Source organism: Salinibacterium sp. CAN_S4 (genome assembly GCF_015752305.1).
In the GTDB taxonomy this organism is placed as follows: Bacteria; Actinomycetota; Actinomycetes; order Actinomycetales; family Microbacteriaceae; genus Rhodoglobus.
Map to the genome: position 1 here is coordinate 931,824 of NZ_JADOVB010000001.1, position 18,086 is coordinate 949,909.

General features: G+C 65.3%; 14 protein-coding genes. 3 read left to right on the plus strand and 11 right to left on the minus strand.

The genetic code is table 11. The annotated features are described in order from the left end of the window. Window positions 1-2 precede the first annotated feature (2 nt). Window positions 3-986: an FKBP-type peptidyl-prolyl cis-trans isomerase gene (locus IWX81_RS04635; protein ID WP_334593054.1), complete on the minus strand. Its 984-nt coding sequence runs from the start codon at window positions 984-986 to the stop codon at window positions 3-5. 68 nt (window positions 987-1,054) lie between these two features. Then, window positions 1,055-1,522: an OsmC family protein gene (locus IWX81_RS04640; RefSeq protein ID WP_199280047.1), complete on the minus strand. Its 468-nt coding sequence runs from the start codon at window positions 1,520-1,522 to the stop codon at window positions 1,055-1,057. A 51-nt stretch (window positions 1,523-1,573) separates the two neighbouring features. On the opposite strand from IWX81_RS04640, the gene gabT reads away from it, so the two are divergent. Continuing rightward, window positions 1,574-2,917: a 4-aminobutyrate--2-oxoglutarate transaminase gene (gene gabT / locus IWX81_RS04645; protein ID WP_199280048.1), complete on the plus strand. Its 1,344-nt coding sequence runs from the start codon at window positions 1,574-1,576 to the stop codon at window positions 2,915-2,917. After that, on the plus strand, window positions 2,917-3,876 hold the full coding sequence (locus tag IWX81_RS04650; RefSeq protein WP_199280049.1) for an asparaginase: 960 nt from the start codon (window positions 2,917-2,919) through the stop codon (window positions 3,874-3,876). The genes gabT and IWX81_RS04650 overlap by 1 nt, the downstream gene beginning before the upstream one ends. Before the next feature lie 12 nt (window positions 3,877-3,888). On the opposite strand, the gene IWX81_RS04655 is transcribed toward IWX81_RS04650, so the two are convergent. Genes IWX81_RS04655 through IWX81_RS04670 form a run of 4 tightly spaced genes read right to left on the minus strand, consistent with a single transcriptional unit; the run spans window position 3,889 to window position 8,022 of the window. Then, the gene (locus IWX81_RS04655; protein WP_334593061.1) at window positions 3,889-4,689 is read right to left on the minus strand and encodes an ABC transporter permease; all 801 of its coding nucleotides are present in this window, start codon (window positions 4,687-4,689) and stop codon (window positions 3,889-3,891) included. After that, entirely contained in the window at window positions 4,686-5,600 is a 915-nt protein-coding gene (locus IWX81_RS04660) for an ABC transporter permease (RefSeq protein WP_199280050.1), read from the minus strand. Before IWX81_RS04660 ends, IWX81_RS04655 begins: the two co-directional genes overlap by 4 nt. Beyond that, window positions 5,600-6,799, minus strand: a complete 1,200-nt coding sequence (locus tag IWX81_RS04665) for an ABC transporter ATP-binding protein (RefSeq protein WP_199280456.1) — start codon at window positions 6,797-6,799, stop codon at window positions 5,600-5,602. Before IWX81_RS04665 ends, IWX81_RS04660 begins: the two co-directional genes overlap by 1 nt. Beyond that, entirely contained in the window at window positions 6,799-8,022 is a 1,224-nt protein-coding gene (locus tag IWX81_RS04670) for an ABC transporter substrate-binding protein (RefSeq protein WP_199280051.1), read from the minus strand. Before IWX81_RS04670 ends, IWX81_RS04665 begins: the two co-directional genes overlap by 1 nt. A gap of 184 nt (window positions 8,023-8,206) precedes the next feature. Between IWX81_RS04670 and ald the strand changes: the two genes are divergently transcribed. After that, on the plus strand, window positions 8,207-9,322 hold the full coding sequence (ald, locus tag IWX81_RS04675; protein WP_199280052.1) for an alanine dehydrogenase: 1,116 nt from the start codon (window positions 8,207-8,209) through the stop codon (window positions 9,320-9,322). A 47-nt stretch (window positions 9,323-9,369) separates the two neighbouring features. Here the strand turns inward: ald and IWX81_RS04680 are convergent, their stop codons facing one another. The 5 genes from IWX81_RS04680 to IWX81_RS04700 form a co-directional block, all read right to left on the minus strand. Further along, a complete protein-coding gene (locus IWX81_RS04680; RefSeq protein WP_199280053.1) occupies window positions 9,370-12,189 on the minus strand; it encodes an FtsK/SpoIIIE domain-containing protein in 2,820 nt (939 codons plus the stop codon). Window positions 12,190-12,299: 110 nt separating this feature from the next. Beyond that, the gene (locus IWX81_RS04685; protein ID WP_199280054.1) at window positions 12,300-13,193 is read right to left on the minus strand and encodes an FHA domain-containing protein; all 894 of its coding nucleotides are present in this window, start codon (window positions 13,191-13,193) and stop codon (window positions 12,300-12,302) included. A gap of 126 nt (window positions 13,194-13,319) precedes the next feature. Further along, window positions 13,320-15,638, minus strand: a complete 2,319-nt coding sequence (locus IWX81_RS04690; RefSeq protein ID WP_199280055.1) for a transglutaminase-like domain-containing protein — start codon at window positions 15,636-15,638, stop codon at window positions 13,320-13,322. Continuing rightward, window positions 15,635-17,065: a DUF58 domain-containing protein gene (locus tag IWX81_RS04695; protein WP_199280056.1), complete on the minus strand. Its 1,431-nt coding sequence runs from the start codon at window positions 17,063-17,065 to the stop codon at window positions 15,635-15,637. Before IWX81_RS04695 ends, IWX81_RS04690 begins: the two co-directional genes overlap by 4 nt. Then, window positions 17,065-18,036, minus strand: coding sequence for an AAA family ATPase (locus IWX81_RS04700; RefSeq protein WP_199280057.1), 972 nt, complete (start codon window positions 18,034-18,036; stop codon window positions 17,065-17,067). Before IWX81_RS04700 ends, IWX81_RS04695 begins: the two co-directional genes overlap by 1 nt. Window positions 18,037-18,086 lie beyond the last annotated feature (50 nt).

Sequence of the window (18,086 nt, forward strand, 5' to 3'; positions counted from 1 at the left end):
GTCTAGCCCAGGCCGAGGATGTCGACCACGAACACGAGGGTGTCCGTGCCGCCGATCGACGGCGCGCGGCCGGCTTCACCGTAGCCTTCCGACGGCGGGATGATCACGATGACCTGTGAGCCGACGGTCTGTCCCTCGATCGCCTTGGTGAATCCCGCGATGACCTGGGCTGTATTGAACGGAGACGGTTCGCCGCGAGCCCAGCTCTCGTCGAAGATCTCCTTCGTGTTCCAGTTGATGCCCTCGTAGTGCACGATCACATCAGAGGCTGCAGGAACCTCGGGACCGTCACCCTTCTTCAGCACGGCGATCTTCAGCTCGGCGGGCGGCGCCTCGTCGGGAATCGTGACGGTGGGCCGGCCATCGTCAGCCAGGACGACGGTCGGGAATCCCGGAGTGGCCAGCTGGTCGACACCGTCTGCCTTGGGCAGGGGCGGGTCGACGGGCTCACCGGAGGGTGCTGCAGCTTCGATCGAGACGATATCCGCGACGAACACGACATCTTGCCCCGGCTCGATACCGAGGTCTGCCGAACCGGCTTCACCGAAAGCGTCCACCGGCGGGATGACGCCGACAACGCGGGACCCGACCGCGGAGCACTCCAGGGTCTTCACGAAGCCGGGCAGCAGGTTCTCGTTGAGAGGGAACGCGCTGAGCGTCGCCTCCGTGTAGTCGGTGCCCGCGATGTTGACGCCCGTGGCGCCGTTGAAGATCGAGTACTGCACGTTGACCGTGTCACCCTGCTGGGCAACGTCCCCATCTCCCTCGATCGCGACGGTCCGCTCTGTCTCCTTCGCGGCTGTCGGCGAATCGAAGACCACGATGGGAAGCGTGCCGATGTCCCCGGTCGCCTTGACGGCATCGGAGATGGATCCGGAGGGGGTCGGGGTACAGTCCGCCGCAGCGCCGTCCCCTGAGGTGGGCGTACACGCGGCGAGCGTGACGACGAGTCCCGCGGTGACGAGCATGGTTGTAGCGATGCGCAAGGAGGCACCTTTCTGATCGGAGGTCCCGAGCAATACTGACGCAGTTTTCCTGAACGAACTGTGAACGCCTATGGCACGAGGCGGATGGTCGGCTCGTGGCCCACGGGGAAGTTTACCGAACTGGCGATGAAGCACAGGGCGCTGGCCTCAGCGTGAATGGCCCGGGCGACCTCAGGATCGCCGGCAGACATCGTGACGACGGGACGCAGCGTCACCGAGGTGAAGTGGCCGCCCTCCCCCACCTGTCGCATCTGCCCTACGGCGTCGTCGACATAGCCTTCCACGACGATTCCGTTCCTCACAGCCACGTGCAGGTAGCTGAGCATGTGGCACTGGCTGAGGGAGGCGAGCAGCAGCTGTTCGGGGTTCCAGCGACCCGGTGTACCGCGGAACGGGATGTCTGCGGAGCCCTCGATGGGCGCATTTCCCGCGACCGACACCAGATTGTTCCTGCCGTAATCCCGGTAGCCGGTTGTACCGGATCCGGTGTTGCCGGTCCACTCGACCCGCACCTCGTAACGATGATCGAGATTCACGGGAAATCCTCCGTCGCGTGGCCCGAATACTGCATCTAGGCTCTAGTTATTATGACTGACATCCTCTCCGCCCACGTCTCACCGATCGCTCAGGAGCGCAGGATCATGACGGCCATTCCCGGCCCGAATTCGATCGCCCTCCAGAAGCGCCGTGAGGCGGTTGTCGCCTCGGGAGTCGCCTCGGCGCTGCCGATCTTTGCCGAACGCGCCCATGGGGCCATCGTCGTCGACGTCGACGGCAACCAGTTCATCGACCTGGGCGCCGGCATCGGCGTGATGACCATCGGCCACACCGACTCGGCGGTTGTTGCCGCGGCCTCCCACCAGCTCACCGAGCTGACCCATGCCATGTTCACGATCACACCGTACGAGTCTTATGTGCGCGTCGCTGAACTACTCGCCGAGCATACGCCTGGCTCCTTCGCCAAGAAATCGGTACTGCTCAACTCGGGTGCAGAAGCCGTCGAGAACGGGGTCAAGATCGCCCGCTCCTACACGCGGCGCTCCGGCGTCGCCGTGCTCGACCACGCGTACCACGGGCGCACTAACCTCACCATGGCGATGACCTTCAAGGCCATGCCGTACAAGACGGGCTTCGGGCCGCTGGCACCGTCGGTGTTCCACGCACCCGGTTCGTACCCGTACCGTGACGGACTCAGCGGAGCGGATGCCGCTGCCCGCACGATCACGTACCTGGAGAAGTCGATCGGCGCCTCAGACCTGGCCTGCGTCGTCGCAGAGCCCGTGCAGGGTGAGGGTGGATTCATCGTGCCGGCCGAGGGATACCTCGTCGCCCTCCAGGAGTGGTGCACGGCCAACGGGGTGGTGTTCATCGCCGACGAGGTGCAGAGCGGCATGGCGCGTACAGGAAAGTATTACGCGAGCGAGCACTTCGGCCTCGAGCCTGACATGGTCATCACCGCCAAGGGCATCGCCGGCGGCCTGCCCATCTCCGCCGTGACCGGTCGCGCCGAGATCATGGACGCCCCCCACAAGGGCGGCCTCGGGGGCACCTTCGCGGGCAACCCCGTTGCCGCTGCCGCAGCCATCGCGGTGTTCGACGAGATCGAGCGCAGAAACCTCCTCGCCGAGGCATCCAGGATCGAATCGATTCTCAAGCCCGCACTGCACGCCCTCGCGCTGAAGTACCCGATCATCGGTGACGTGCGCGGCATCGGCGCCATGATCGCCATCGAGCTCGTGCAGCACGGTTCACTCGCTCCGAACCCCGCCGCCGTCGCCGCGGTGGCGGCCTACGCTGCCCAGCACGGAGTGATCCTGCTGACCGCCGGCACGCTGGGCAATGTGATCAGGTTCCTGCCGAGTCTCGCCATCAGTGATGAGCTGCTGGCCGACGCCATCGGCGTGATCGATGACGCCTTCGCGTCACTGTGATGCATCGCGCCCTGTCGGCTGAAGGAACTGTAGAGCTCGCCCGGCTTGAACGCTCGGGGATGATCGAGTCGCGGCATGCCGGAGCGGCGGTCGTGGTCGGCGCGGATGGATCGGTGCTGCGCGAGCTCGGTGACGGATCGGCGCTGGTCTACGGACGTTCGACCCTCAAGTTCCTGCAGGCCGTCACGATGATGCGGGTGGGTCTCGATCTCGACGGTGAGCAACTCGTGCTCGCGGCGGCCAGCCACACCGGAACCCCACGCCACCTCGCCGTCGTCGAGGAGATCCTGGGGCGGGCAGGGCTCGGCGAGGACGCGCTGCAGTGCCCCCTGGACTATCCGGTCGACGCGCCGTCGAGGTATGCGGCCGCAGGAAAGCGCCGCCTCACCATGAACTGCTCGGGAAAGCATGCCGCCTTCCTGCTGACCTGTGTGCTCAACGGCTGGCCGACGGAGTCCTACCTCGAACCGCATCATCCACTACAGGCGGCGATCCGGGTCACTGTCGAGGAATTCACCGGCGAACCCGTCGTACACAGCGGCATCGACGGCTGCGGCGCTCCGGTCTTCGCCGTCAGCCTCGGGGGGCTTGCCCTGGCCATGTCGCGACTGGTCTCCGATCCGGATGGTGCTCGACTCGCGACCGCGATCCGTGCCGATTCCTGGGCACTGGACTCCCCCGCTGTCGCCACGATCATCGATTCGCTCGGGCTCGTGGCCAAGAACGGCGCGGAGGGCGTCTTCGTGGCCGTGACCCCGGACGGCGCATCCGTCGCACTCAAGACCATGGATGGCAGCACCAGGGCCTCCATTGCTGTCGGCCTGTCGCTGCTCGCCTCGGTGGGTGCGGTGGATGACGCCGCGGCACAGTCCGCGATCGCCGCGACCGTCGAACCCGTGCTCGGCGGCGGCATCGTCGTCGGCGGCATTCACGTCACCGACATCGTGACCGCGCGATAGAGAGGCTCGGAACTAGCCCAGCTTCGCGAGTCGCTTGCGCCTCGCCGCCCCCGTCACCTGCGTGACGACGACGAGCACGAGGGCGAACAGGAAGACCGCAGAGGCTATGACGTTCGCCTCGGGGGGCATTCCCTTGGCCGCCGCCGTGTAGACGAACACCGGGAACGTCTCGACGCCACCGTTGTTGAATCTCGTGATGATGAAGTCGTCGAAGCTGAGGGCGAACGACAGCAGGGCCGCCGCGATGATGCCGGGCATGAGCAACGGCAGCGTGATCTTCATGAAGACCTGCGCCGATGAGCCGTAGAGATCTCGACCAGCCTCCTCGAGGGCCGGATCCAGGCTCGCCACTCGCGCCTTCACGGTGACCACCACAAAACTGAGGCAGAACAGAGCGTGGGCGATGATGATCGTGCCGAGCCCCTTCGGCACTCCCGCGTTGAGGAACTGTGCCGCGAGCCCTGCTCCGAGCACGACCTCGGGGGTCGCCATCGGAAGGAACAGCAGCAGGCTGATGGCCGAGCGCCCGCGGAACTTGAACCGCACGAGAGCGATCGCGATCATCGTGCCGAGGGCTGTCGCGATCAGGGTCGCGACGACTCCCACCAGGATGCTCGTGCCGAACGCAGCGCAGACACCCTGCGCCTCGCAGACCTTCGTCCAGTTGTCGAGGGTGAACCCGACCCAGACGATGTTCGATTTCACCGATGCGTTGAACGAGAACACGAAGGTGTAGACGATCGGGATCATGATGAAGACCAGCGCGAGCGCGCTGTAGAGCGGCAGAAGCCACTTGCCGAGCGAGAGCCTCACAGCAGCTCCTCAGTTCCTGAGCGTCGCACGTAGAGCCCCACAATCAGCAGGATCAGTCCCATCAGGATCACCGACAAAGCGGAAGCCTGTGGATAGTTCAGAAGCGAGATGAACTGCGACTCGATCACATTGCCGACCATCTGGGTCTGCGCCGAGCCGAGGAAGCTCGCGCTCGCATTGATGTAGTCGCCCGAGGCCGGGATGAACGTGAGCAGGGTGCCAGACACCACCCCGGGCAGCGACAGCGGCAGTGTCACCCTCCAGAACGTGGTCGCAGGGCTCGCATAGAGATCCGACCCCGCTTCCAGATAGCGCACGTCGAGGCGTTCGAGGGTGGTGTAGATCGGCAGCGTCATGAAGGGGAGGAAATTGTAGGTCAGGCCGAAGATCACCGAGAACGCTGTGCCGGTCAGGTGTCCGTCTGCGGGGAGGATCGTAAGCGCCTTCAACGCGGAGACGATGGCCGAATCATCCGACATCAATTGCTTCCAGGCGAGGGTGCGCAGCAGGAAGGAGATGAAGAACGGGGCGATGACCAGCGTCAGCATGAGCGCCTGCAGCAGTGGCCAGCGGCGCGCTTTCACACCGATGAAGTACGCGAGCGGGTAACTGATCACGAGGGCGAAGAAGGTGGCGGCGAGCGCGTAGCCGAAGGCCCGCAGGAAGTGCGGCCAGTACGCCTGGATCACGATGGCGTAGTTCTCGATCCTGAACGCCGTCTGGTACTGGCCGACATCACCGAATTCGACGGGAGCCTGGAGGGAGGTCATGACGAGCGACACCAGCGGCGTCAGGAAGAACAGCGCGAGGTAGGCGAGCCCGGGAAGCAGCAGGAGCAGCGCCACTTTGGATTTGCGCCGTGGCGCCGGTTCTGTCTGGGTCGAGTTCGACCCGAAGGCTGCGAACGCCACTAGCCTTCCTCGATCTCCGCAAGAAGGTTGTGCCTGGTCTGCATCGCGATCGTCGCGGTGTCGGTGTCGGCTGAGAATCTGGGGTTCTCGCCAGGCTCGTCGGCGAGCCCGAATCCGTGGTCGATAGTCCACGAGACCCACACTTCGGCTCCCACGTGGGCCACGGGGCCGAAGACCATGTTCTGCGCGAACACGGTGATCATCCCGATCCCGGGAATGGCGATCTGGTACTGCGTGCTCACCCCGCTGAACGACACATCCATCACCCGACCCGGGCCGAGCACATTGGTTCCCGGCACGCTCTTCGGCGCCCGGGTGTGCAGGATGAGCTTCTCGGGACGGACACCGACGGTCACCTCGCCGGTGTGCCGCTGGGCGCGCTCGCGAGGAACCTCGATCTTCACCCCGCTGATGTCGACGACGATCGACGTGCCACTACTGGACGTGACATCCCCCGTGAAAAGGTTCGACTGACCCAGGAAATTCGCGACAAACGCGGTTCTGGGCAACTCGTAGAGCTCCTCCGGGGCACCCATCTGTTCGATGCGGCCCTTGTTCATCACGGCAACGGTGTCGGCCATCGTCATGGCCTCTTCCTGGTCATGCGTGACGTGGAGGAACGTCAGCCCGACCTCGGTCTGGATCGACTTCAGCTCGAGCTGCATCTGGCGTCGCAACTTGAGGTCGAGTGCGCCAAGGGGTTCATCGAGCAACAGGAGCGCCGGACGATTCACCACAGCTCTCGCGAGCGCGACGCGCTGTTGCTGCCCACCGGAGAGCTGCTGAGGCTTTCGCGTCGCGAGGTGATCCAGCTCTACGAGCCTGAGTGCTTCGTGAGCCTTCGTGATGGCGTCACTGATGCCGCGACGCCGGAGGCCGAACGCCACATTTTCGAGCACCGTCATGTGCGGAAAGAGCGCGTAGCTCTGGAAAACCGTATTGACGGGTCGCTTAAACGACTTCGTGTCCGTCACGTCGTTGCCACCGATCAGGATTCGGCCGGACGTCGGCTGTTCCAGGCCCGCGACCAACCGAAGGGTGGTCGTCTTGCCGCAGCCGGACGGGCCGAGAAGCGCGAAGAACGACCCAGCAGGAATACGCAGATCCAGGTCGTCGATCGCCGTGAAACCGGGGAAGCGCTTCGTGATCGCGACGAGTTCGAGATCAGCGCCCTCCTCGGCGAACGCGCTTTGTGCCATCACGCACCCAGCTTGACGCGCTGGAACTCGGCGTTGAAGGCCTGGTCGTCAGCGGAGTCCAGCGTGCGGAAGATGTAGGAGTTCGCCAGTGTCTCTTCACTCGGGAAGATCAGCTGGTTGTCCGCCACCTCCGGGTACTTCTCTGCGGCGACCGCCTGCGCGCCCTCCACGGGGGTGATGTAGTTCACCCAGGCCGCGACCTCCGCTGCCACTTCGGGCTCGTAGTAGTAGTTCATGAGCGCCTCGGCGTTCTTCTTGCGTGGAGAACCCATCGGCACGACGAAGGTGTCACCCCAGAGCGTTCCCCCCGAGTCAGGAAGCGCGAACTTCCATTTCTCGAAGCCCGCTTCCGCGTTGAGGACGGTGATGTCGCCCGACCAGGCGATGGCAGCGATCGCGTCGCCCGACACGAAGTCCTGCATGTACTCGTTGCCCTTGATTCCCGAGATCTGGCCGGATGTGACCTGCTTCTCGAGCACCTCGATGGCGTTGGCGTACTCGTCTGTTCCCCAGTCGCTGGTGGAGACGTCGACGCCCTGGCTCAGCATGATGAGGCCCATCGTGTCGCGCATTTCGCTGAGCACGGTGACTTTGCCCTTGAGACTCGGATCCCACAGGTCATCCACGCTCTCGAGGCCTGCGGGCAGCTCTTCGGTGTTCCACGCGATGCCGGCGAAACCGTTCTGCCAGGGCAGGGACATCTTGCGGCCGGGATCGAAGTCCGGGTTCAGCAGCGCGGGGGCGAGGTTCTTCTTATTGGGGATGTTGGCAGCATCCAGCTCCTGCACGTACTTGAACCTGATGAGTCGTGCGACCATCCATTCCGTCAGGCAGAACGTATCGGCCCCGGTCGCCTGGCCGAGCGCCAGCTGGTCCTTGATGGTGCCGTAGTAAGTGTTGTTGTCGTCGATATCGACCTTGTACTCGACCGAGATGCCGAGGCTGCTCTCGAAATTGATGAGTGTGGGGTATCCACCGGCGTCGTCTTCGTCGATGTAGGCGGGCCAGTTCGACCAGGTGAGAGTCTTATCGGTGTCTGAGACGTCGGCCGCGGGCTGAGGAGCGCTTCCACCAGCCGGGGCACACGCGGCCAGTGCGAGTGCCGTAGCGCCAATCCCCGCTCCCTGAAGCAGATGTCTCCTGCTCAGTTGCGACTTTCTGGCCTGCATTACCAGCTGGCGGATGATCGGATCTTCGGGAAGCGATTTCGGCAGTGATGACATCGGGGGCAACTCCTTCGCGCGTTGGTCGATAATTGCACACGAGCAGCGCCACGCACAGCTTTCACGTGCAAAGCGCCTATTTCGTAACAAGAATTTCACGAAATCAGCATTGAAGTGGGCGAATCTCTGCGGATTCCACGGTCACGACTACTCATCACGACACATCGCCACTACGCTGGGGCGCATGAGAGTGGCTGTCCCTCGGGAGATCAAAAACAACGAATTCCGCGTCGCGATCACCCCCTCGGGAGTGCATGATCTCGTGTCGCACGGCCATGAGGTTCTTGTCGAGACCGGGGCCGGTCTCGGGTCATCCATCACCGACGCGGCCTACGTAGCCGCCGGCGCGAGCATTGCGCCCGACGCCGCATCCACCTGGGCCGCAGCCGACCTCCTGCTCAAGGTCAAGGAGCCGGTGGAGTCGGAATACCAGTATTTCCGCGATGATCTGCTGCTGTTCACATACCTTCACCTCGCCGCAGAGGCCGAGCTCACCAACGCCCTCACCCGGGCTTCCGTCACCGCGATCGCCTACGAGACCGTGCAGCTGCCGTCCCGCGCACTGCCTTTGCTCGCCCCCATGAGCGAGGTCGCGGGCAAGCTCGCGCCGATCGTGGGCGCCAACGCCATGCTCAAGCCCAACGGAGGCCCCGGACTGCTCGTTCCCGGGGTTCCGGGAACGCATCCTGCACAGGTCGTCGTGCTCGGCGGCGGAGTCGCCGGCACGAGCGCAGTGTCTGTGGCTGTGGGTCTCGGCGCCGACGTGACGGTGCTCGATACGAACATCCAGAGACTGCGTGAACTGGACGCCCTGTATGCGGGTCGAGTCAAGACGATCGCGTCGAACGGTTTCGAAATCGAACGGGCGCTTCTCACGGCAGACCTGGTGATCGGTTCTGTGCTGGTGCCCGGCGCGAAGGCCCCCAAGCTCGTCAGCAACGAACTGGTGTCGAGGATGAAGGCCGGCAGCGTCCTGGTGGACATCGCGGTCGACCAGGGCGGTTGTTTCGCAGACACTCGCCCGACCACCCACGCCGACCCGACTTTCACAGTGCACGGTTCGCTGTTCTACTGCGTGGCTAACATGCCGGGCGCTGTGCCGAACACCTCGACGTACGCCCTGACGAACGCCACCATGCCGTACGTGCGTGCGATCGCGAATCTCGGCTGGAAGGCAGCGCTGCGTGCCGACCCCGCGCTCGGCCTCGGGCTCAATACCTTCGGAGGCGCAGTGGTCAATTCACCCGTAGCTGCCGCCCACGGGGTCTCCCACACCGAATTGGCCGTCGCTCTCGCCTGATCCCGCAACGGTTCACAGCGATTCCCCGTTCACAGCGATTCCCCGCCTCAAGCGACCCCGCCGGGAATCGTCGCTCGGCCGGCCCCATCCTCTGCCTCGAGCCATACCGTGTTCTCAAGGGCACCGAGCGGCGGCGGCAGTTCGCGGGATCGCGTCAGTGCCCGGAAGTCGGCCACCGTACAGCGGTCGTACATGACCTCGGCGACCGGTCGGAGGGTCGGCAGCAGGCCCCACCTCGACTGCCAGTCATCAGCATCACCCACGATCGCCTGCCCCGGCCCGATGGTAGATTCCCATTCGCCCGGAGCCAGGGTCGCGAGGTGAAGCACCTCGAGACCGGCGCCCCGCAGTTGCCTGCCGACGGCTGAGACGCGCGAACTGACGATCGCCCATGGCTTGTCTGCCGAAGGGTGCACCGATGGCCGGGTGTCCGGGGATCGCAGGGGAAGAGGATCGCCCAGTACCTGCACTCGCGCGCCCCGCCAGCTTCCGCCACCGGGAGGAAGTGTCGAGTCGAAACCGGCACCGTCCGCTCCGGCGAGCACGAACTCGGACTTGCTGGCGTGCTTCAGCATGAGCCGCCCGGCGGCGAGAGCGGCGAGGGAATGGATATCTGCTGTCAGCCTTTGCGCCGCCAGCACCAGGACCAGTCCCCGCTGAGGGCCGTCCCGGAGCAGCCGCATCAGTCTCTCGATCACGGCGTCTTTATGTTCGGCAGGAAACCGCGCCAGGAGCGAGTCCACGTCGTCGATGGCGACGACCTCGTCTCGAGCGTGATCGAGAGCGGCGATGGCATCCCAGGCCCCGGGAACGTCTGCCGGTACGAGCACACCACCGCGTGCCAGTGCCGCGAGCGCCGTGGACTTGCCGCTGCGGGCCATCCCGAGCACAAGGACGTGGCCGTCGACGGCGGGATCCCAGTGCACGACAGCGTGGCGTTGCTCGTGCGGCAGATCCGCGAGCCCGAACGGTACGCGGCCCGAATCGAGGTCGCCCGCCGGGAGATCGTGCTGAGTGAGAGTCGCGGGGAGTGGGTCGCACCACGGGCGTCTCGGCGTCGCGGCATCCTTCCACCGTTCGGCGATGTCGCGAGCATCGCCTGCGCCTGCCATCGCGAACTGCACAGTACGGGGCCGCTCCCCGGCGAATCCGACCAGTCCACGACCCACCTCCCCCGCCGCAAGCTCCGCAGCGGCGGTTGTCCCCAGCACCGCAGAGCTGTCTGAGGCATTGTTGACTCTCAGCGAGATGCGGAGATCGGCGTTGGCCAGCACCCCGTCCCTCACAATTCCCGCGGGTCGCTGCGTGCACAGGATGAGGTGCACGCCGAGGGACCGTCCCCGGGAGGCGATGTCTGTAAACAGGGGATGAAGGTCGGGATGCTCTCCCAGCATCGCGGCAAACTCGTCGGCGACGATCACGAGCCTGGGCAGGCTGAGCGAGCCGTCTGCGGGAAGGTCTGCAATATCGCGCGCTCCTGCCCTGGCCAGAGCACGCTCGCGATACTTCAGTTCGGCGCCCAGGCTCGCGAGCGCTCTTGCTGCCTCCCTGGCATCGAGGTCGGTGATGATTCCCACCGAATGCGGAAGAGCGGCGAGGGATTCGAAAGCCGAGCCACCTTTGAAATCGAGAAGGAGAAAAGTGACATCTGTCGGTGCGTGCCGCGCTGCGAGCGCGAGCACCCAGGAGATCAGGAGCTCGCTCTTGCCGCTGCCGGTGGTGCCCGCTACGACGGCGTGCGGGCCGTGGGTGACGAGATCGATGGTGACGGGACCGGCAGCATCCACGGCGAAATCGGCGGCGAGGGTCGAGCTGCTCTCGTGACGCGCTGTGGCGGGCAGCAGAGTCGCGGGCAGCAGAGTCGCGAGCGGCACGAACGCGGGGACATCGAGACCGAGTGAGACGAGTCCATCCCTGGTCGCCTCACGGGCCACCCGTGCCGCCCAGGAGAGAGCAGATTCCTTCGACACCAGCGCTGGGCTGACGACCCGGCGCTGGCGTCGGTCAGGATGCCGGATGATCTCTGCCCCGTTGTCGTATCCGACCCTGATGACGATGCGACAGTCACCGGGCAGCTCCCTGTCCTCCCGCGCCACGGCGACGAGTGCTGCGACTCGATCATCGGGATTCGCACCGAACTCGGCCAGGAATCCCTGCCGGGTCTCACGCAGCCGGCGGTGCGGGAGCAGGCCGAGCCAGGATTCAGCGTGGCCCGCCACCGCAACCCAGTAATCGGCTGGTGAGAGGGCCCAGGCGAGCTGGAGAACGATGGCCCTCGCGACTGCCAGCGCCAGCACCCGCGATCCGCAGATACCGATGCCGAATCGGGCATCCACGAGCACCGGTGCAGTGTCGAGGATCGAGGCGATGGCCTCGATCCTGTCGAGGTCGGAATCGACCGGAGTCGGTGCCGCGCGGGATGGAGAGTCGAGCCGCAGCATGCTCGGAACCGACCCCATCCCAGCCCGCACGAGGATCGGCGATGCCGCAGTCGCGATCCAGCGATCGGGGTCAGCACCATCGCGGCTGGCTATCGCTTCCGCGCCGGGCCCCGCCTCCGCGAGATCTGAGACTTCAGCGGCGTGAGCCGCGTGGATCGCTGAGACGGTGCTCGCGAGATCCTGGGCGAACCTCGCCCGTTCCCGTTTGAGCACCTTGCGCGAGCCGAAGGTCGAATCGGCGAAACTGGCGAGAGCCGTGACTGGCCCGAGGAACGCGAAGAGCAGCGCGAACGGCGACCCCGTGATGAACCACAACACGAGTGCTGCGACCAGCGGGGCGATACTGGCGATGACGGGAAATCGAAAGGGTTGTGACGAGCCCGGAGGTCGAGGAGCCGCAATTCGCCGGGGTTCTGGGTTCAGCATCACTGCAGATAACCACGAGTTGACACTGGCTCTCGCCCGATGGGTCAGGTCAGTGGATTCTCACCGTGACGGCACGGTCCAGAGGAGAGGTGCTGGACCGCGATCCGGCCCTAACTCACGATGAAGAACTGCTCACCGATCTCGACCCTGGTGCCCCGCGCTATCCGATAACGCTTTCCCGGTTCGCACCGTTTCGGCTGCGCATCGGGCTCTCGAACGACGGTCCCGTTGCCGGAGAACCTGTCGCTTACCCAGAAGCTCCCGGCCTCCTGGCCGAACTCGACATGCGTCTTCGACACAGATTTTCCCGGATCGACGATCGTCACGAAGGTATCGAAGTATTCTCCTGGTTCGGCCAGTGGATGCCTGCCGACCATTCCGGTGCCGAACACCGTGACACTCTCGCCCGTGCTGAATTGCAGCACGAACCTGTCTTTGCGCGATGAGCTGGTTACGATGCGCGTCTCTTCCATATCGGAAAAATCCGACTCGACCGGGGGGAATGAGTCCGGAAGTGCCGCCACGACGGGTGCCGGAGGCTCCTCATCCACCGTCTCGGCGGGGCGTGCTGGGCCGGATGCCGAGGCCGACGGCTCGCGGTGGGCTGGCGCATATTCGGTGGACCGCGGCAGTCCCCAGGGGAAGGGATCGTAGGCCACGGTGTCGTGAGGGCGCACCTCGGACACCGGTCGAGGGCGAACGAACCCGCATTCGGCGCAGAAGATATCGGATTCCTCGAATCGCTTGCCACACTGGGCGCAGAGTTCACCCTCTCCAGCCGCGTCGGGCGTCTCGGGATCGAGGTCGACCTCGATGTCGGGCTCGATGTCGGGCTCGGGTTCGGGCTCCGGCTCCGGCTTTGGCTCTAGCTCCGGCTGCGCGTCGGGCTCGGGTTCGGGTTCGGGCTCGGGCTCGGGCTCGGGCTCCGGCTCCGGCTCCGGCTCCGGCTCCGACAAGGGCGGCGCCACCGCCTCGTCGACGACAACCACTCCGGAGTCCTCCACGGTCGCAACCCCCGTCGACTGGGGGTGTGCGGGGCGCGCGCCGGTCGATCGGCCGCATTCGCCGCAGAACATGGCACCGGCAGGAAGATCGGTACCGCAATACAAACAGGTCACGGCACGCGCTTTCTATCGTGAGAAGAACTTCTTGACACTATATCCACCGAGGGATCGCAGGGAGATTCTGGCCTTGATGCGCTGCCACCTCGTGAGGCCGTCGTCGAGCGAGGCCTGCAGTTCGTCGACGGCACGCCAGACGTTGTCCGCATCCGTGCCGGATGGCGCATCCGGAGCGAATGTCGCACGATCGGCAATGGCTGCAAGCACCGCGGACTGCACTCCCCCGGCCACCATCGCGAATTCGGTACGAGTGGATGCCGCCTCAGGCCTCAGCCCGTGGTCGATGACGGCATCCTCGAACTCCTGCCACCCCCCGCTGACACGCTGGATGGGAGTCGAGGCATTCTGGCGCTGCTGTCTCCGTCGAACCTTGGCCGCGACGATCACGAGGAACGGCGCGAGCACGACCGCGGCGGCGATCGCGACAACCCCCAGCACCCTCAGCACCGCGAGAACGATCTGGAGAGCGAGGTTGACATCCGGAGTACGCTGCTGCTCGGTGTCGGGGGTGAGCTGGCGGTCGAACCTGTCCGGTTCCAGAACCGGGGGTGGCACGATCGTCTGTGGCCTGGCGATCTGCGACGTCTCCTGCGGAATCTCCTCGGGGATGTCGCGCACCGGCGGGTTCGGATCGATCGTCACCCAGCCGAACTGGGCCGTGTTGATCTCGATCCACGCCGTCACATCTGCTCCCGTGACCCGATCGCCCTTCGGCAGGAATCCCATCACGACCCGGGAGGGGAAGCCGAGGTCGTCGGCCATCAGCGCAGCCGATACTGCGTATTGTTCGGCATCCCCGATCATCCGGGGGTCTGTGAACAACTGGGAGATGCGGTCGGCGGCGTGACCAGAGCGGCTGGCTGGTTCATCCGCATCGATTCCGTGACTGATGTAGCCGTCTGTCGTGAGTCCGGCGAGAGCGGCCACCAGCCTGTTGCCTGCGCCGGAGATGCCCGCTGTGTACTCTTCGAGACTGGCGGTGAGCTCATCCGGAACATCCTGGGGGGTCGGTACGATCGCGGAACCAGGGTCGAGCCCGGCCAGTGCACTCACCGAAGGCTGTCGCGGCGCGATCGCCGAGAGCGTGTACGAATCCCCGCTGACCAGCCCTTCCACGACTGCCGCAGTACCCGAGACGTTGTTGTAGTAGAAGCCGTCACGCAGGGTTGCGGCATCCGCACCGGTGAAATCGACAGCTTCGAACTGACCGGTGGTCGGCAGCCACACGCCGGAATATTCGCGGATCGTCACCTCGAGCTCCTGCTGGGTGCCGTCGACGGCCGACTGGTCGAACGTCGACGGCACTCGCGTGAACGAGCCTGACTGGCTCGTCACCCGGCTGCTGCCGACCGAGTAGACGACCCCGTTGTAGGTATCGAGGGTAGCGAGCCTGATGCGACCGCCCTGCGGAAGACCCGTGACCTGGAACAGGGTGGAGTCGACGGTGGCCGGCTGCCAGTAGCTACGAAACGCAGAAAGAGGGCTCACATAGTCTCGCGGATCGAACGGCTGCACGATCGCTGTGCGCAGCACTGTGCGGTCGGCGGCCGGGGGCGCCAGCGTCACGGCCCCGATCGCCGCGGTGGATGCGACGGCGAGGATCACGGCTGCGCTGACAGCGGTGCGAAGTCCCGCCACGCCGGCGTCGAGCGCACGACCGGTGCTCGCGGCGTCCGTCGATCGTGCCAGCAGGGAGTTGACGGCGATACGTCGGCGGTACCACCGCAGCCACACGAGCCACAGCAGCACGGTCACCAGCAGTGCGATGGGCGTAACGAGCGGCCGATCGGGGAACTTCGGCCCGAAGGCGGTCGCGACGAGGAACACCAGCACCGGGAAGGCTGCGGCGATCTCGCCCCGCGTCGATCTCAGCGCGACGCTCAGGCCGATGACTGTCGCAAGAAGGACCAGCACGAGCGCGGGTACCAGCAGCGCCTGGTAGCTTCCGACAGGCAGGGTGATGGTGAGCAGTTGCTTCCAGCCCAGAGCGACCCCCGTGACGAGATCGGTCAGCCCGCCGAGCGTCGGCAGCACCCCATACTGCGTCCGTGACGGAACGGCGAGGGGAACCCCGACGAGCAGGAATCCCGCAGTCGTGACGAGCATCGTAACGACTGCCGGCCATCGGAAGTAGGCGCCGACGACCGCGATGATCGTGCCGAGCGCCAGCGCACCGGCGACCAGGATCAGCAGAGCGGTGCTCCGGTAGATCGGCCACAGCGCCGTGGCGGCGATCGCCATGGAGACCCAGAACATCGCGACGTTGACCACGATGAACAGCGGGTTTCCCTGCGGGAATGCCCGGGACTTGCGCTGACGCCTGCTCATGCCGCCGCCGCCCTCGCCAGGGATTGCTTCAGGTCGTCGAGGTACCCGATCGTCAGCACGCTCAATCCCGCGATCCGACGCAGACCCGGGGCGCTTTCGGGGTCGCACACGACCGCGACCACCTCGACACCGAGCGGGAATTTGGTGGATGCCGCCCGCAACTGCGGGCGCGTCACGCTCGAGCCGCACACGAGGAACGCCACGGACACACCGCTCGCCTGCTCCGCTGCGACGCGGGCGACATCGGTGATCGTCAGGGCTGATTCGGTGTGCTCGACGACGGCGAGATCATCCAGAAGCCTGGTTCTCGTCAGGGTCGAGAGCAACCGCACAGCGAACACCTTGCGTTTGGCGAACTCCGGCGTATCTTCACTCGCCACGACCGTGACGGTGCGGGTGTCCCTGATGGCCCTGATGCCGAGCGACCCCGTGACGCTCACGGCCAGCTCGAATTCTTCGTCGTTGGCGTAGTCGGAGCTGGCGAGACTCAACGCGATCATGAGGTGGCTGCGGCGGGTTTCCTCGAACTGGCGCACCATGTATGTACCGGTTCTCGCCGTCGATTTCCAATGGATGTTGCGGCGCTCGTCACCCGGCATGTATTCGCGCAGCGCGTGGAACGACACGTCGTTGTTGGAAAGGTCTCGCGTCGGATTGCCCTCGAGATCCCGGATGAAGCCCGTGCTCATACTGGGTATTCCGACCGTACGCGGATGAACGAACAGCTCCCTCACGTCCGTCCACTGGAGTTCCCGGCGGACCAGTCCCACCGGGTCCGCGCGGACTGTGCGAACCGGTCCGACCGGCACGACTCCCCGACGAGCCGTGGGAATCGAAAAGCTGTGGGTGAATGACCGGCCCTTGCGAAGACTCGGCAGCGCGACCTCCGCGAGTGCCGTTCCGACGGGGATCTCGACGGTGACACCGAGGTTGCGCCGTCGACCCGTATTGGCGATTACCACGTCTCCGACGGCACGCTCCCCCGCCACCACTCTGCGGTGCGGAATGCTCAGGTCGATGCGGATGCTGTTTCGGCCGACGAGATAGATCACGGCGATGATCATGAGCGCGACGCCAGCGAATCCCACCACGATGAGCTCGATCCACCCGATCAGGTACCCGACGATCAGCGCCGTCGGCACCAGCGCCAGCATGGTCCAGCCGAGCGGCGTGACGACCGCAGCCATCCGTAGGAAGATGCGCCGCAGGAAACCGGCGATCGCACGACCCAATCGCACTGCTGCGATGATCGTGTCCGCCAGGAAGCCGGTCCGCTCCCCGACGATCCTCGTTCGGGTATTGGTGAGTCCCCCCGTGCCCGTTGTGAACTGGGAGTCGAAGCGCGTCGCCGACACCACGGACCTCTGGGTGCTTCTCGAGGTGCGGCTCGGCTGAGTGCTGTCCGGTGCAGTCCTGCGGTCTGCCATTACACGGATTGCCGCTCGCTGGGTGGCGGAGTTTCCATGAGGATCTGGCTCATGATGCTCGGTGCCGTCACTCCGTCGAACTCGGCCTCCGGGTCGATCACGAGCCTGTGGGCGAGGACGGGTTCGGCGAGCGCCTTCACGTCATCCGGGATCACATAGTGTCTTCCGCTCGCCGCCGCGAGAGTCTTCGCGGTGCGGACGAGAGCGAGAGCACCACGCACGCTGGCGCCCAGGCGCACCTCCGGCACCGTCCTGGTCGACTCGACCAGTCGACCGACGTAGTCGTTGATGGTGGGGTCGACGTGCACAGTGCGAGCCAGTTGGGACATCTCGGCGACCACATCGGCCGTGACGATCGCAGGCACCGTCGTCTCGTGGGCCTTCACTCCGGCGCCCTCGAGGATGCGCAGCGTCGAGGCGTGGTCCGGGTATCCGATCGATGCCTTCATGATGAACCGGTCGAGCTGGGCCTCCGGCAGTCGGTACGTGCCCGCCTGTTCGATCGGATTCTGCGTCGCGATCACCATGAAGGGTGCGCCGACGGGATGCGTGACACCATCGACCGTCACGTGCCCCTCCTCCATGACCTCCAGCAGCGCCGACTGGGTCTTGGGGCTCGCGCGGTTGATCTCGTCGGCGAGCACGATGTTGGCGAAGATCGGTCCGCGATGGAACTCGAAATCCGAGACCGACTGGTTGTAGATGCTCACTCCGGTGATGTCCCCGGGCAGGAGGTCGGGGGTGAACTGGATGCGGCTGCTCGACCCAGCGACGCTCTGCGCGATGGCGCGTGCGAACGAGGTCTTGCCCGTGCCGGGGAAGTCTTCGAGCAGCAGGTGGCCGTCGCTGAGCAGCGCGGTGAACCCGAGCCTGATCACGAAGGTCTTGCCCAGCAGCACCTGGTCGACATTGGCCACGAGCCTGTTGAAGATGCCGGAGAACCAGGTCGCCTGTTCTGGTGTCATGGTCATTCTGGAACTCCCCTGCTTGGATTCGGACGCTCGGCCTGCGTCCCGAGTCG

Coding starts and splice junctions, on each gene's coding strand:
- gabT (WP_199280048.1), top strand. CDS start 1,574: ATGACTGACATCCTCTCCGCCCACGTCTCACCGATCGCTCAGGAGCGC.
- IWX81_RS04650 (WP_199280049.1), top strand. CDS start 2,917: ATGCATCGCGCCCTGTCGGCTGAAGGAACTGTAGAGCTCGCCCGGCTT.
- IWX81_RS04665 (WP_199280456.1), bottom strand. CDS start 6,799: ATGGCACAAAGCGCGTTCGCCGAGGAGGGCGCTGATCTCGAACTCGTC.
- IWX81_RS04670 (WP_199280051.1), bottom strand. CDS start 8,022: ATGTCATCACTGCCGAAATCGCTTCCCGAAGATCCGATCATCCGCCAG.
- ald (WP_199280052.1), top strand. CDS start 8,207: ATGAGAGTGGCTGTCCCTCGGGAGATCAAAAACAACGAATTCCGCGTC.
- IWX81_RS04680 (WP_199280053.1), bottom strand. CDS start 12,189: ATGCTGAACCCAGAACCCCGGCGAATTGCGGCTCCTCGACCTCCGGGC.
- IWX81_RS04690 (WP_199280055.1), bottom strand. CDS start 15,638: ATGAGCAGGCGTCAGCGCAAGTCCCGGGCATTCCCGCAGGGAAACCCG.
- IWX81_RS04695 (WP_199280056.1), bottom strand. CDS start 17,065: ATGGCAGACCGCAGGACTGCACCGGACAGCACTCAGCCGAGCCGCACC.
- IWX81_RS04700 (WP_199280057.1), bottom strand. CDS start 18,036: ATGACCATGACACCAGAACAGGCGACCTGGTTCTCCGGCATCTTCAAC.